Raw genomic sequence first — 13579 nt, forward strand, 5'->3', positions numbered from 1 at the left:
CGGCACCGTCGGCACGCCGACGGCCGCGGCTGTTCCACCGCGCACGCACGGCCCCCTAGTGTGGCAAGGATCACCCCGGGGGCCGGGGGGCGACGCCGGGGGGCGGCCGCATGACCAGCACGCAGGAGACCGTCGCACCGGCCGCCGCGCCGGCGCGGATGTCGCTGCCGACGCTCACCGCCATGGTCGTCGGCGGCATGGTGGGGGCGGGCGTGTTCTCGTTGCCCGCGCGGTTCGGCGTCGCGACCGGCGTGCTGGGCGCGCTCATCGCGTGGGCCATCGCGGGCGCGGGCATGCTCATGCTCGCGTTCGTCTTCCAGAACCTCGCCGTGCGCAAGCCGGACCTCGACTCGGGCGTCTTCATCTACGCCAAGGCGGGGTTCGGGGACTACGTCGGCTTCAGCTCGGCGATCGGGTTCTGGGCGTCGACCGTTGCGGGCAACACCTTCTACTGGGTGTTCATCACCGCGACGCTCGGCACGTTCGTCGACGCGTTCGGCGACGGCGACACGCTGCCGGCCGTCGCCCTGTCGACCGTCGGCGTGTGGCTGTTCCACTACCTCGTCGCACGCGGCGTGCGGGACGCGGCGGTCATCAACCGCATCGTCACGGTGTTCAAGGTGCTGCCGATCCTCACGTTCGTCGTCGTGCTGCTCCTCTCCTTCGACGCCGGGGTCTTCGCGGACAACTTCTTCGCGTACGACGACCTGGGCACCATGGGCGAGCAGGTCAGGAACACGATGATCATCACGACGTTCGTCTTCCTCGGCATCGAGGGCGCGAGCGTGTACTCGCGGTACGCCCGGCGGCGCGAGGACGTGGGCCGCGCCACCGTCCTGGGCTTCCTGTCCGTGCTGTCGGTCTTCGCGCTCGTCACGCTGTCGTCGTACGCGGTGCTGCCCCGCGCGCAGATCGCCGCCACGCGCCAGCCGTCGATGATCGGGGTGTTCGAGTCCGTCGTGGGCCCGTGGGGCGCGACGTTCATCTCGGTCGCCGTCGTCGTGTCCGTGCTGGGCGCGTACCTGGCGTGGACGCTCATGGCCGCCGAGGTCATGTACCACCCGGCGCGCAACGACGACCTGCCGGAGCTGCTGGGCCGCGAGAACCGCGTCGGCACGCCCATCATGGCGCTCGTCGCGACGTCCATCGCGGTGCAGGCGCTGCTGCTGCTCACGCTGCTCGTGTCCGACGCGCTGAACTTCATGCTCGACCTGTGCACGAGCCTCGCGCTCATCCCGTACCTCCTCGCGGCGGCGTACGCGCTGAAGATCGCCATGACCGGCGAGGGCTACGAGGGGGTCGACCCGCGCACGCGGCGCACGCACACGATCGTCGCGGGCGTCGCGACCGGCTACACGCTGCTCCTGTTCGTCGCCGCCGGGCTGGAGTTCCTGCTGCTGTCGACCGTGATCCTCGCGCCGCTGACCCTGCTGTACGTCCGGGCGCGCAGGGAGCACCGGCGGCGGCTGTTCACGCCGCCCGAGGCGGTGCTGTGCGCCGTGGTCGTCGCCGGGGCGGTCGTCGGCGTCCTGGGCCTGGCGACGGGCCGGATCGAGCTGTGAGGCGCACGTGACGTCACCCGACGGAAGGACGAGCATGAGCCAGACCGTGTCCGCGGGCTACGGCGTCCACTCGGAGGTGGGCCGGCTCCGCAAGGTGATGGTCTGCCGCCCGGGGCTGGCGCACCGCCGGCTCACGCCGACCAACAGCGACGAGCTGCTGTTCGACGACGTGCTGTGGGTCGAGAACGCGCAGCGCGACCACGCGGACTTCGTCAACAAGCTGACGACCCGCGGCGTCGAGGTCGTCGAGCTGCACGACGTGCTCGCGCAGACCCTGCAGGTGCCCGGCGCCCGCGACTGGCTGCTGGACCGCAAGATCGTGCCGAACCGCGTCGGCCTGGGCCTGGTCGACAGCACCCGCGCCTACCTCGAGGAGCTGGCGCCGGCGCGCCTGGCGGAGCTCCTCATCGGCGGCCTGGCGACCATCGACCTGCCCCCGGAGCACCGCCCGCCCGCGATCGGCCTGGCCCGCGAGTCCACCGGCGCGCGCGAGTACCTCATGCCGCCGCTGCCCAACACGCTCTACACGCGCGACACGACGTGCTGGCTGTACGGCGGCCTGACCCTCAACCCCCTGTACTGGCCGGCACGGCACGACGAGACGCTCATCTACCAGGCGATCTACCTGCACCACCCGGACTACGTCGGCTCGCGCGTCTGGTGGGGCGACCCCGGCAAGGAGTGGGGGCAGGCGACGTTCGAGGGCGGCGACATCATGCCCGTCGGCAACGGCGTGGTCCTCATGGGCATGAGCGAGCGGACGTCCCGCCAGGCGATCACGCAGGTCAGCGCCGCGCTGTTCGCGCAGGGGGCGGCCGAGCGCGTCGTGGTCGCCGGCATGCCGAAGCTGCGCGCGGCGATGCACCTCGACACCGTGTTCACGTTCGTCGACCGGGACGTCGTCACGCTGTACCCGACGATCACGGACGCGGTGCACACGTTCACGCTGCGGCCGTCGGACGCCCGCCCAGGATTCGACGTCGTCGACGAGGGGTCCGCCGCGTTCACCGACGTGGTGGCCCGCGCCATGGGCCTGGACGCGCTGCGGACCATCGACACCGGCGGCGACGTCTACGAGTCGGAGCGCCAGCAGTGGGACTCGGGGAACAACGCCGTCGCGCTCGAGCCGGGCGTCGTGTTCACCTACGACCGCAACACCCTGACCAACACGCTGCTGCGCAAGGCGGGCATCGAGGTCATCACGATCGTCGGCGCGGAGCTGGGCCGTGGCCGCGGCGGCGGGCACTGCATGACGTGCCCGATCGTGCGGGACCCGGTGGAGTGGTGAGGCGCGCCGCGCATCGCCGCTGCCTGGGCCGCGGTGCCTGCACTTTGCATGCAAACACAGTAATATGACGGCATGAGCGTGTCCCTCACCGTCCGCGACGTGCCCGACGACGTCCGCGACGAGCTCGCCGCGCGCGCCGCGCGCAGCGGCCGGTCCCTGCAGGAGTACCTGCGCGCGACGCTGACCGAGCTCGCGGCCCGGCCGACGGCGGCCGACGCCGTCGCGCAGGCCCGCGGCCGTGCGCTCGCGTACCCCGACGTCAGCGCCGAGCAGATCCTCGACGACCTCGACGCAGGGCGGCGGTGACCGCCGCCCTGGTCGTGGACGCGTCAGCCGTCCTGGCGGTGCTCATCGACCCGGGCCCCCGGGGCGAGCGGGCCGCGGCCCACATGGCCGGCGCTCAGCTCGCCGCGCCCGACCTGCTCGGCTACGAGGTCCTGAACGTCCTGCGCCGACGCCGGGCGGCGGGCCACCTCACCGAGAACCAGGCGACGCTCGCCGTGCGCACGTGGTCGCAGCTGCCGGTCGACCTCTGGCCCCTCGCCCCGCTGCAGCCGGACGTCTGGCGGCTCACGCACAACCTCTCCGCCTACGACGCCGCCCACGTCGCCCTCGCCGCCCACCTCGAAGCACCGCTGCTCACGGGCGACCGCCGGCTCGCGGGCGCACCTGGCGTGACCTGCGAGGTCGTCGCGATCTGACGCGGCCGGCCGACGGTGGGACGCAGGTGCGGTCGTCAGGGCGTCGGGTCGTCGCCCGTCGGGTCCGACGGGTACAGACGACGGGCGCCGGTGTCCTGGTTGTCGCCCGGGGGCGGCTGGGTGTCGGGGCCGGTGGCGCCGGGCAGCGGCTGGTTCTCCGCGTCCTGCGTCTCGGGTCGCTGCGATGCCGGGTGGACCGTCTCCTCGCTCATGGCTCCACCCTGCGGCCGTCGTCCGGGCACCGCCACCCGAGGGCGGCGGGACCCGGCGACGTGCCTGCGGGTGTCCTCCGCCGCGCGTCAGCCGCCGACGACCCCGCACGCGATGCGGTCACCGGAGTCACCGGTCTTGAGCGTGTCCGCGTCCGGGCCGTTCGGCGCGTACCGCTCGGGGATGTTCGCGAAGTTGTCCGGACCGGCGTGCACCATGACCGCCGTGCCGTCGTCGTCCATGAGCTCCTCGAGCGTCACGGCGTCCGTGGACGCGGTCAGGCGCCCCGCACCCGTGGAGTCGACGAGCAGCGACGGCAGGTCCCCCTGGTGCGCGGCGTGGTCTGCCACGTCCGCGCCGAGGTGGCCACCGGCGGACAGGAAGTCCCCGACCTTCGCCGGGTCGGTCGGGTCCGGGCTGTCCGGCTCGCACACGCCGATCGTGTGCAGGTGGAAGCCGTGGAAGCCGGGCGGCAGGTCACCGGCGGCGACCTCGATCTCGAGCGCGCCGTCGTCGTCGTCGAGCCACACCGTGCCGACCTCGCCGCCGTCCGGGTCGACGAGCATCACCTCGGTGCCGTCGTCGTCCTCGTCGGTCATGGCCGGCGTCGTCGCCTCCTGCTGGTTCATCACCGGGTCGTCCTGCTCCTCGCCTGACGCGCTGCAGGCCGCGAGCGCCGCGGCCGCGGCGACGGCGACGGTCGCCGCCCTGAGAGTCCCTCGCATCGTGCCCCCCGGATGTCGGTGCTCGGTCCTCCTCCACGGTACGAAACGTCCGGAGCGGGCGCCCGGCGAGCGCGGGACGCCTCGCGCCCCGGGGGCCGCGCACGTCAGCGGAAGCGTGCCGCAAACTGGCCCGGCGTGAGCCCCGTGACCCGGCGGAAGTCGCGCGTGAAGTGCGGCTGGTCGGCGTAGCCGAGCTGCGCGGCGACCTGCGCCAGCGACACCTCCCCGTCCCGCAGCCGTTCGGCCGCCTCCTGCAGCCGGCGCCGCTGGATCAGCCACTTGGGGCTCAGCCCGGTCCGGCGGCGCACGAGCCGCTGCAGCGCGCGCTCGGCGATGCCGAACCGGTCGCACAGCTCCTCGACGCGCAGCAGCGCGGGGTCGTCCTCGACGGCCGCGACGAGCCGGTTGACGAGCAGCCCCTCGTCGTCGACGGGCAGGTGGGCGCGCAGCAGACCGGCGAACGCGTCCATCGCCTCCCGCTGGGCACCTGGCCGTTCTGGGCCCGCCGCCATCGCCGCCCTCACCTGCTCCGCGAGCCGGTCACCGGCCGCCCCGAGCACGTCGCCGAGCTCCTCCGCCCGGTCGGTCCACCGGTCGACCGGGCCGCCCGTCAGCAGCGCACCCGCCGCGGGCTGCAGCATCAGCCCGACCGCCCAGCCCGACCCGCTCAACGTCGTCGTCGCCAGCCCCGACACCACCCCGGAGAAGCGCGCGTAGTGCGGCGCGACGACCATGAGGCACACCGGGTACTGCAGCACCTGCTGGTGCGACTCCGCCCCGGCCGGGACGTCCCAGACCGGGATCCAGAACCGGCGCGCGAGGTCCGCCAGGTCGTCCGGCACCGCGTGCCGGTGGATCCGCCACGTCCGGTCCGTGGGGTCGACGAGGTGCGCACGCTCGACGGGGTCGAGCCCCGTGACGGCTTTCATCAATCCCCGCCTCCCCCACCGCACCTACCGTCGGAGGATGACGACCTCCACGACCCACCCTGCACCCGACCTCCGACAGCTCACCGCGGCGTTCGGCGCCGTGTGCGACCGGCTCCCCGCGGACGCCTGGGCCCGCCCGTCCCCGTGCGAGGGCTGGACCGCGCGCGACGTCGTGCGCCACGTGGTCGACACCGAGCGCGACTTCCTCGACCAGCGCGGCGTCCCGCTCGCCCCGATCGACCTCGGCGGGGACCCGGCCGCCGTGTGGCGGACGCACGCCGCGGCGCTCGCCGACGCGCTGGCCGACCCGGCCGTCGGCGGGCTCGAGTACGACGGGCACTTCGGGCGCACCACCGTCGCGGAGTCCCTGCTGCGGTTCTACGGCTTCGACCTCGTCGTGCACCGCTGGGACGTCGCCACCGCGGCGGGCCTCGACGAGCGGTTCACCGACCAGGAGCTGGCCTTCGTGGAGGCGTGCGCCGCGGGCTTCGGCGAGACGCTGTACACCGAGGGCATCTGCCGCCCCGCGCTCGACGTGCCGGCGGACACCGACCGGCAGACCCGCGTGCTGGCGCTCGTGGGGCGGCGCGCGGCAGGCTGAGGCGCTGCCGACGTCGCCACCCGGGAGGACCACGATGCCGTCACCCGCCGACGAGGTGCCGATCACCCCCGACGTCGTCGCCGCGCTGCTCGCCGAGCAGCACCCGGACCTGGCGCACCTGCCGCTGGGACGTCGGTACGCAGGCTGGGACATGGCGATGTACCGGCTGGGCGAGGACCTCGCTGTCCGGCTGCCGCGCCGGGCGGCCGCGGTCGGGTCGATGGCGACCGAGCTGCGGTGGGTGCGGGAGCTGGGGACGGCATGGACGTTCCCGACCCAGCAGGTCGTGCGGGCCGGTGAGCCCGGAGCCGCGTACCCGTGGCCCTGGGCCGTCGTGACCTGGCTGCCGGGCGCGACCGCCGCCGAGGTGCCGCTGGACGCGTCCGCCGGCGCGGACCTGGGGCGCGCCCTCACGCAGGTCCACGTGCCGGCCGCGCCCGACGCGCCGTACAACGACGAGCAGTCGGTCCCGCTGTCCGCGCGGGTCCACGTCGTGCTGCGGTCGCTCGCGCACGTCGAGGAGCACGCACCCGCCCGTGGCCTGCGCCTGGACCGCGAGCGCGCCGAGCGCCTGTGGGCCGACGCCCTGGCCGCGCCCGTCGACGTGCCGCGCACGTGGATCCACGCGGACCTGCACCCGTACAACCTGCTGAGCGTCGAAGGTCGCTTCGCCGGCGTCCTCGACTGGGCGGACATCGCCGAGGGCGACCGCGCCACGGACCTCGGGTTCCTGTGGCTCGTGCTGCCGGCGGCCGGGGTGCGGGCGGCGTTCGACGCGTACGGCGGGCTGTCCGACGCCACGACCGCGCGGGCGCACGGCACAGGGCTCGCGCTGGCCGCAGGCTGGGTCCAGTGGGACGAGACGACGACGCGCGAGATCGGCTGGCGCGCGCTCACGGAGCTGGGCGTCCTGCGCCCGGCCTGACGACAGGACTGGATCACTCTCTCACGGGAGGGTGAGCACCCCTCCCTGGGGGCGAGAGAGCAATCCAGCACCCCCCGGCCCGCCGGCCGCGGCGGCGGCTGACGCGTCGACGTCCCCCAAGAGCCTCGTCCCGGGACGGTCGTGCTGCCAGGATCGAGCGCATGACGACCGACGACTGCATCTTCTGCCGCATCGCCGAGCACCCGCTCGACTCCTCGGTCGTGCACGAGTCCGTTACGGTCCTGGCGATCATGGACATCGACCCGGTGACGCCGGGGCACGTCCTGGTCCTGCCCCGCGCGCACCTGCCGGCGCTCGCGGACCTCGACGACGACCTCGGGGCGGAGATGTTCGCCGTCGCGCGGTCCGTCGCCGCCGCGCTGCGACGCTCGCCGCTGCGGTCCGAGGGCGTGAACCTGTTCTACGCCGACGGCGAGGCCGCGTTCCAGGAGGTCTTCCACTCCCACCTGCACGTGTTCCCGCGGTTCGCCGACGACGGCTTCACCCTCGGGGCCCGATGGGGCTCGCACCCCTCACGCGCGGAGCTCGACGCGAACGCCGCGACCCTGCGTGCGGAGCTCGCCCGGCCCCGCCCGGCCGAAGCGTGACCTGCCCGCAACACGCCTGACACACCCGCCTCGTAACGTCACCGCACCGCACCCGTGGACACGGCGCGCGCACGGCGTCACGCTGTGTCCACCCGGCTCACGAGGCCGCGCGATTCGCCGCACCGACAGGCGCACGGCAGGACGGACGCACGCGAGGAGGCCGGGATGTTCGACCACGTCGACCCGTTCATCGGCACCGACGCGACCGACCTGCCCACGCCCGGCGGCCTCGCGGCGACGTGGTGGTCGCCCAAGCCGCAGGTGGGCAACACGCACCCGGGCGCGACGTACCCGTTCGGGATGGTGTCGGCGTGCGCGTACTCGGGGGCGTATCCGACGGGCTACGGCCGGTACGACCTGTCGACCGAGGGCCTGCCACCGGTCCTGCACGACCGGCTCGTGGCCAGCGGGTTCACGCACTTCCAGCAGTCCGGCACGGGCGCAATCCGCAAGTACTACAACTACTTCCGCGTCACGCCGATGATCTCGCCGCTCGACGACCTCGGCCGCACCTGGGAGATCGTCGACGAGGAGGCGCAGCCCGGGTACTACGCGGCGACGCTCGAGTCCGGCATCCGCGCCGAGATCACGGTCGGCCCGAAGTCCGCGGTCCACCGGTACACGTTCCCCGCCCACCACGACGCCCGGCTCGTCATCGACTTCTCGCTCGGTGGGCTCGACATCCCGTACGGGCGGACCATCCCCCTGCGCGCCCACCTGGGCTCGGTGAGCCCCGGGTGCGCGGAGGGCGAGATCGTCGTCGAGGGCGCGCCGCTGGCCGTGCGCGTCGAGTGCGACGCGCAGCACTGGCGGCAGCTGCTCTGGTACGACCGGCGCCTCATGCCCGGCGGCACGCGCCTCGACTTCGACCGCATCCGGCCCACGACCCTGCGGCCGTTCGGCCTCATGTGGGCGGGGCCGACCGAGCCGGGGCAGGTCGTCGAGCTGCGGTTCGGGTTCTCCCTGCGTGGCGTCGACCAGGCGGCCGAGACCCTCGAGCGCGAGTGCGGCCCGGACCCGCGGCGGTCCTTCGAGCGGCGGCGCGACACGACGCAGGCCGTGTGGCGCGAGCACCTCGGCAAGGTGCAGGTCGACACCCCGTCGTCGGACAAGGCGACGGTGTTCGGCACCGCGCTCTACCACTCCCTCATCAAGCCGTGCCTCGCGCCCGACGAGTCCCCGTTCTGGCCCACGCCCGGCCCGTTCGCGTTCGACCTGTCGACCATGTGGGACATCTACCGCACGCACCTGCCGCTCATGACGGCGCTGTTCCCGGACCGGGCCGTCGAGCTCGCGAACGCGCTGCTGCAGATCGCCGAGGAGGAGGGCAACCTGCCCATCGGCTACCGCATGGCGCGCGGCGCCGACCGCTTCAGCCGGCAGGGCTCGGCGCTCGCGCACACGTTCCTCGCCGACCTGTGCGCACTGGGCCTGCCCGGCATCGACTGGGACTGGGCGCTCGTGCACATGAACGACGACCTGCGCCGCACGTACGGCGAGGAGTTCCTGCTGCACGGCCGCACGCACCCCATCAGCCACACGCTCGACCTCGCGTTCGGGTACTGGTGCACCGCGATCGTCGCCGGACGCGTGGGCGACCTGACGCTCGTCGAGCAGTTCGGCCCGCTGGCCGCGCGCTGGCGCAACGCCTACGACCCGGCGACGGGGCTGCTCGTCGACTCGACGTACTACGAGGGCGGACGCTGGAACTACTCGTTCCGGCTGATGCACGACATGGCCTCGCGCATCGCGCTGACCGGCGGGGACGACGCGTTCACGACCATGCTGGACGAGTTCTTCGGGTTCGGCGCCGACCCCGTCAAGCAGCCGGGGCTGCACCCCGACGTCGACGAGATGGCCGCGGGCTACGGGCTGCACCGGTTCGAGGGGCTCAACAACGAGCCCGACATGGAGGCGCCCTGGGCCTACATGTACGCGGGCCGTCCCGACCGCACCGCGCAGGTCGTCCACGACGTCGTCCAGCAGCAGTTCGGGACGGGCCGCGGCGGGCTGCCCGGCAACGACGACTCGGGCGGGCTGTCGTCCTGGTACGTGTGGGCGACGCTCGGGCTCTTCCCCGTCGCGGGGCAGAACCTGTACCTGCTCAACGCGCCCGCGTGGCGTGAGGCACGCATCGACGTGGGCGGCCGGCCGCTCACGGTGGAGACGACCGGCTTCGCCGAGCCCGAGCCCGGCGGTCCGGCCCAGCACGTGCAGTCCGTCCACCTCGACGGTGTCCCGCTCGACCGCCCGTTCCTCACGGGCGGCGAGCTGCACTCCGGGGGGCGGCTGCTCATCGGCCTCGGCCCGGAACCCTCCGGGTGGGGCACCCAGCACCGACCACCCAGCGCGCCCGCGCCGCACGTCGACGTCCCGCTCCCCCGCCTCACCCGCCCCTGACGACAACTGGATCGCTCTCTCACGCCCAAAGGGGAAGGCCACCCCACCCCCGGGCGGGAGAGAGCAATCGAGCCCCCCTCTCCCGCGAGAGAGCGATCCGGTCACCCCGATCCACCGAGAGGACGACGCCGTGGACCCGATCTCCGCCGCACGCCCCGACCGCCGCCTCGTCATCGTCGTGCGCGCCGACCCGGTGATCTGCGGTCACTCGGGCGAGGCCCGCAACCTCGCCGAGGCCGCGCTGCAGCGGGGCTTCGACGAGGTCCGGATCGTCACCTGGCCGGTCGAGCGGCTGCAGGAGGCGGGCCTGCCGCTCAAGCCCCTGGACGGCGTCATGCCGTACTCGCCGGGGATCGTCGTGGACCGTCCCGAGCCCGTCGGTGACTACAAGGTCCCCGACGGCCGGTACCTCGCGGGGCTCACCGGGCGGCTCGTCGAGCTGTTCACCGACGGCGTCCCGACCGTCGCGATGTCGCTGTACCTGTCGCCGCACGCCACGGCGGTCGCCGACGCGGTCGCGGTCGCGCGCCGCACGGGGCTGCCGGTGGACGTCGTGACCGTCGCCGAGGCCGTCGGGTCCGACGTCACCAACGTCGTGCGCGAGTGCGTCCAGCAGGACCGGTTCGGTGCCGCGGCGCACGTGCTCGCGCAGTACCTGTCGCACGACGTCGTGCTCGCGGTCTCGCAGTACACCCGGGACCTCGTGGTCACCGAGGCCGCGGCGATCGACGCGCGCCACGGCACCCGGTTCGCGCAGCAGTGCGACGAGCGCGTCGCCGTCTCCTACCCCGCGATCGACGTGGGCACGTACCTCGCGCGCGACGAGGACGAGACCGACCGCGTGCTCGCCGACCGGGGCCTGACGCGCGACGGGTACGTGCTGTTCCTGTCGCGGCTCGCGCACGCCAAGGGCGTCGACGACCTCATCGACGGCTACGCGCGCTCGGGCGCGCCGAGCGCCGGACGCCGCCTGGTGATCGCGGGCAACGGCCCGCAGGCCGCCGAGCTGCGTGCGCACGCCGCCCGCACGCCCGTGGCCGGCCTCATCACGTTCCTCGACGACGTCCCCGACGACGAGAAGGGCCACCTCATGGCCGGCTGCACGGCGTTCGTGCTGCCGTCCAAGCCGCGCCCCGAGTTCGTCGAGACGTTCGGCATCGCGCTGGTCGAGAAGATGCTGTCCGGCGGTGGACCTGTCATCACGACCGCGACGGGCGGCATCGGCGAGGCCGTGGGCGACACCGCGATCATCGTGCCCGTCGACGCCCCCGACGCGATCGCCGCGGCGCTCGACGACGTCCTGGCGATGGACCGCGCCGAGCGTGCCGCGTGGTCCGAGCGTGCGCGGGAGTACGCGCTGCGGTTCGACCGCGGCGTGGTGCTCGACCGGATCCTCGACCGGGTGGACGCGCTGACCCGGTCGCCGGTGCCGGCGTGAGGTGAGGCACCGACGCCCCCTGTCAGCCGAGGGTGTCGGCCCTCAGGACCCGACCGCTGCGAGCACCCCACGCTCCTCGTCCGGCGTGAGCCCCGCGCGTCGCGGCCGGTCGACGCCGCGCGCGACCTCGTCCGCCAGGACGCGCGAGATCGTGTCGCGCAGCGGCCGCAGCGTGCCGCCGGCGGCCAGGTACGCCGACCCGTCGCGGAGCGCGAACCCGGTGTGCTCGGCGGGCAGCCACAGCGGCAGCGACCGCGGGCCCGCCCAGTACCGCACGTCGTGCGCGAGGAGGGTCGCGTCGTCGACCGGGACCACCTCGGCGTCCGACGCCGCCGCGTCGCGGACCTCGGCGAGGACGTCGGCGAGCGGGACGGGCCGGCCGACCGCGTCGACCGCGCCCGTGGTCCGGTCGCGGCCGGCCGCGACCAGCCAGGCCGCGAGGTCGTCGACGTCGATCACCTGGACGTGCCGACCCTCGGGCGTCGGCACGAGGACGCGCCCGCCGCGGCGCAGCCGGGCCGGCCAGTAGCCGAACCGGTCGGACGGGTCACCGGGCCCCACGATCAGGCCGGGCCGCGCGAGCAGCAGCCGGTCGCCGAGCCGTGCGGTGCTCGCCCGCTCGGCGGCGACCTTGGCGTCCGGGTACGCGGTCAGGTCCCGCGGCTCGACGAGGGCTGCGGACTCGTCGGCGCCCGGCTCGTCGGCGCGCGCGTACACCGACACGGACGACACGAGCGTCCAGTGCTGCGCCCGCTCCGCGAGCGCGTCCAGCGCCCCGGTCACGAGCGCCGGGTCGTACGCGATCTCGACGACGTCGTCCCAGTCGCCGGCCAGGGCGTCGTACGCACCGGGTTCCCGCCGGTCGGCGCGCACGAGCCGCGCCCCGGCGGGCACGTCACCGGACTCGCCCCGCGCGAGGCACACGACCTGCGCGCCGTCCGCGAGCGCGGCCCTCGCGACCGCCGAGCCGAGCCATCCCGTCCCTCCGAGCACCAGCACGCGTCGCATGCGCCCAGTCAACCGCGCCGACGCGCCGCGGGGGCGCCGGGGCTCACCGGACCCGGGCGAGCGCCTCGAGCGCCGCGACCGGGTCCGGGCCCGTGGGGAACAGCACGCACGACGTCGCTCCGGCCGCGCCGCGAGCGGCGATGCGCTCGCGGACGTCGTCGGGCGTGCCGGCGAGCGCGAGCTCGCGCACCCAGGCGTCGGGCAGGGCGGCGGCGAACGCGGCGGGCGACGCGCTGCGGGCGCGCAGCGCCGCCAGGTCCGCCGCGAACGGCAGCGGCGCGACGTGGGGCGACCAGTCGGGCTCACCGACCCACGCGAGGCCGGGCCGCGCGACGTCGAGGGCGCGGGCCCGGTCGTCGTCGACGGCCGCGACGTCGTAGGTCACGACGCGGGTGCCCGGGGCCGCGACGTGCTCGACCGCCGCGCGCACGTACGCGGGCGCGCACGGTTCGGCGAGCACGACGCCGTCGGCGACGCGGCCCGCAGCCGCGAGCGACCGCGGGCCGCGCACGCCCAGCAGCACGTCGGGCACGACGTCCGGGACGGACGACGGATCGAGCGCGACCCCGTCGAGCACGACCGGCGCATCGGATGCGGTTGTCACCCGCTCACCGCGCAGCAGGGCCCGCAGTGCGCGCGTGTACGCCTCGAGGTACGTCAGCGGACGCGCGGGCCACGCACCGACCGACCGCATCCAGTCCGGCATGCCGTGCCCGACGCCGAACGTCACGCGCCCGGGGAACAGCCGCGCGAGGGTCGCGGCGTCCATCGCGGCGAACGCGACGTCGCGCGCGGCCGCCGGGACGATGCCGATGCCCACGTGGATCCGCTCAGTGGCCGCCAGGACGGCTGCGGCCTGCGCGGCACCACCGCGGAAGCCGAGGTCCTCGACGACCCACAGCTCGTCGAAACCGAGCGCCTCGGCGCGGCGGGCGTGCTCGAGGACGCGGTGGGCGGGCAGGTCACGGGGCAGCAGGACCCCGACGGACGGCGGCGGCATGGTGCCATCCTCCCCTGCAACCTCCGCCCTCCGTCCGCGGCGGGGTGTGCGCTGCACGGCGCCGCCTGACGCGTACCCAGGTAAACCGGTCATCGCAGGACCTAGGTCCCGGCAACCCCCTCGACCTCCTGGGGCAAGGCGTCGATCCTGAGCGGCGGCGCCGTTCCGTGGACGCCAGTGACCA

General features: G+C 74.5%; 14 protein-coding genes. 9 read left to right on the forward strand and 5 right to left on the reverse strand.

Annotation, left to right across the window (positions count from 1 at the left end; translation table 11 throughout):
* Positions 1–110 precede the first annotated feature (110 nt).
* From KKR89_RS16575 to KKR89_RS16590, 4 genes are all read left to right on the forward strand, one after another.
* Positions 111–1562, forward strand: a complete 1452-nt coding sequence (locus KKR89_RS16575; RefSeq protein WP_208196424.1) for a basic amino acid/polyamine antiporter — start codon at positions 111–113, stop codon at positions 1560–1562.
* A 34-nt stretch (positions 1563–1596) separates the two neighbouring features.
* Positions 1597–2850 carry an arginine deiminase gene (locus tag KKR89_RS16580; RefSeq protein WP_208196425.1) on the forward strand — a complete coding sequence of 418 codons (1254 nt, stop codon included), beginning with the start codon at positions 1597–1599 and terminating at the stop codon, positions 2848–2850.
* 72 nt (positions 2851–2922) lie between these two features.
* Entirely contained in the window at positions 2923–3156 is a 234-nt protein-coding gene (locus tag KKR89_RS16585; RefSeq protein WP_208196426.1) for a FitA-like ribbon-helix-helix domain-containing protein, read from the forward strand.
* Positions 3153–3551, forward strand: coding sequence for a type II toxin-antitoxin system VapC family toxin (locus tag KKR89_RS16590; RefSeq protein ID WP_208196427.1), 399 nt, complete (start codon positions 3153–3155; stop codon positions 3549–3551). The genes KKR89_RS16585 and KKR89_RS16590 overlap by 4 nt, the downstream gene beginning before the upstream one ends.
* Before the next feature lie 35 nt (positions 3552–3586).
* On the opposite strand, the gene KKR89_RS16595 is transcribed toward KKR89_RS16590, so the two are convergent.
* The 3 genes from KKR89_RS16595 to KKR89_RS16605 form a co-directional block, all read right to left on the reverse strand.
* Positions 3587–3763, reverse strand: coding sequence for a hypothetical protein (locus KKR89_RS16595; RefSeq protein WP_208196428.1), 177 nt, complete (start codon positions 3761–3763; stop codon positions 3587–3589).
* Between the two features lie 87 nt (positions 3764–3850).
* Positions 3851–4486, reverse strand: a complete 636-nt coding sequence (locus tag KKR89_RS16600; protein WP_208196429.1) for a superoxide dismutase family protein — start codon at positions 4484–4486, stop codon at positions 3851–3853.
* Positions 4487–4590: 104 nt separating this feature from the next.
* Positions 4591–5415, reverse strand: coding sequence for a helix-turn-helix domain-containing protein (locus tag KKR89_RS16605; protein ID WP_208196430.1), 825 nt, complete (start codon positions 5413–5415; stop codon positions 4591–4593).
* Between the two features lie 37 nt (positions 5416–5452).
* Between KKR89_RS16605 and KKR89_RS16610 the strand changes: the two genes are divergently transcribed.
* From KKR89_RS16610 to KKR89_RS16630, 5 genes are all read left to right on the forward strand, one after another.
* Positions 5453–6016 (forward strand): TIGR03086 family metal-binding protein, encoded by a 564-nt coding sequence (locus tag KKR89_RS16610; protein WP_208196431.1) that lies wholly within the window; start codon positions 5453–5455, stop codon positions 6014–6016.
* Positions 6017–6050: 34 nt separating this feature from the next.
* Complete coding sequence (locus tag KKR89_RS16615; RefSeq protein WP_208196432.1) at positions 6051–6941, forward strand: aminoglycoside phosphotransferase family protein; 891 nt, start codon at positions 6051–6053, stop codon at positions 6939–6941.
* Positions 6942–7102: 161 nt separating this feature from the next.
* Positions 7103–7549 carry an HIT family protein gene (locus tag KKR89_RS16620; protein ID WP_208196433.1) on the forward strand — a complete coding sequence of 149 codons (447 nt, stop codon included), beginning with the start codon at positions 7103–7105 and terminating at the stop codon, positions 7547–7549.
* 165 nt (positions 7550–7714) lie between these two features.
* Positions 7715–9949 carry a glycoside hydrolase domain-containing protein gene (locus KKR89_RS16625; RefSeq protein ID WP_208196434.1) on the forward strand — a complete coding sequence of 745 codons (2235 nt, stop codon included), beginning with the start codon at positions 7715–7717 and terminating at the stop codon, positions 9947–9949.
* Between the two features lie 130 nt (positions 9950–10079).
* Positions 10080–11387 (forward strand): glycosyltransferase, encoded by a 1308-nt coding sequence (locus KKR89_RS16630; RefSeq protein ID WP_208196435.1) that lies wholly within the window; start codon positions 10080–10082, stop codon positions 11385–11387.
* Between the two features lie 42 nt (positions 11388–11429).
* Here KKR89_RS16630 and KKR89_RS16635 read toward each other — a convergent pair whose 3' ends face one another.
* Entirely contained in the window at positions 11430–12395 is a 966-nt protein-coding gene (locus KKR89_RS16635; RefSeq protein ID WP_208196436.1) for an NAD-dependent epimerase/dehydratase family protein, read from the reverse strand.
* Between the two features lie 43 nt (positions 12396–12438).
* Positions 12439–13395 carry an LLM class flavin-dependent oxidoreductase gene (locus tag KKR89_RS16640; protein WP_208196437.1) on the reverse strand — a complete coding sequence of 319 codons (957 nt, stop codon included), beginning with the start codon at positions 13393–13395 and terminating at the stop codon, positions 12439–12441.
* Positions 13396–13579 lie beyond the last annotated feature (184 nt).

Source organism: Cellulomonas dongxiuzhuiae (genome assembly GCF_018623035.1).
GTDB classification, from domain to species: domain Bacteria; phylum Actinomycetota; class Actinomycetes; order Actinomycetales; family Cellulomonadaceae; genus Cellulomonas; species Cellulomonas dongxiuzhuiae.

Excerpts from the sequence above, each read along its gene's own strand:
- KKR89_RS16575 (WP_208196424.1), top strand. The coding sequence starts at position 111 with ATGACCAGCACGCAGGAGACCGTCGCACCGGCCGCCGCGCCGGCGCGG.
- KKR89_RS16640 (WP_208196437.1), bottom strand. The coding sequence starts at position 13,395 with ATGCCGCCGCCGTCCGTCGGGGTCCTGCTGCCCCGTGACCTGCCCGCC.
- KKR89_RS16580 (WP_208196425.1), top strand. The coding sequence starts at position 1,597 with ATGAGCCAGACCGTGTCCGCGGGCTACGGCGTCCACTCGGAGGTGGGC.
- KKR89_RS16615 (WP_208196432.1), top strand. The coding sequence starts at position 6,051 with ATGCCGTCACCCGCCGACGAGGTGCCGATCACCCCCGACGTCGTCGCC.
- KKR89_RS16605 (WP_208196430.1), bottom strand. The coding sequence starts at position 5,415 with ATGAAAGCCGTCACGGGGCTCGACCCCGTCGAGCGTGCGCACCTCGTC.
- KKR89_RS16610 (WP_208196431.1), top strand. The coding sequence starts at position 5,453 with ATGACGACCTCCACGACCCACCCTGCACCCGACCTCCGACAGCTCACC.
- KKR89_RS16595 (WP_208196428.1), bottom strand. The coding sequence starts at position 3,763 with ATGAGCGAGGAGACGGTCCACCCGGCATCGCAGCGACCCGAGACGCAG.
- KKR89_RS16585 (WP_208196426.1), top strand. The coding sequence starts at position 2,923 with ATGAGCGTGTCCCTCACCGTCCGCGACGTGCCCGACGACGTCCGCGAC.
- KKR89_RS16625 (WP_208196434.1), top strand. The coding sequence starts at position 7,715 with ATGTTCGACCACGTCGACCCGTTCATCGGCACCGACGCGACCGACCTG.
- KKR89_RS16600 (WP_208196429.1), bottom strand. The coding sequence starts at position 4,486 with ATGCGAGGGACTCTCAGGGCGGCGACCGTCGCCGTCGCCGCGGCCGCG.
- KKR89_RS16635 (WP_208196436.1), bottom strand. The coding sequence starts at position 12,395 with ATGCGACGCGTGCTGGTGCTCGGAGGGACGGGATGGCTCGGCTCGGCG.
- KKR89_RS16620 (WP_208196433.1), top strand. The coding sequence starts at position 7,103 with ATGACGACCGACGACTGCATCTTCTGCCGCATCGCCGAGCACCCGCTC.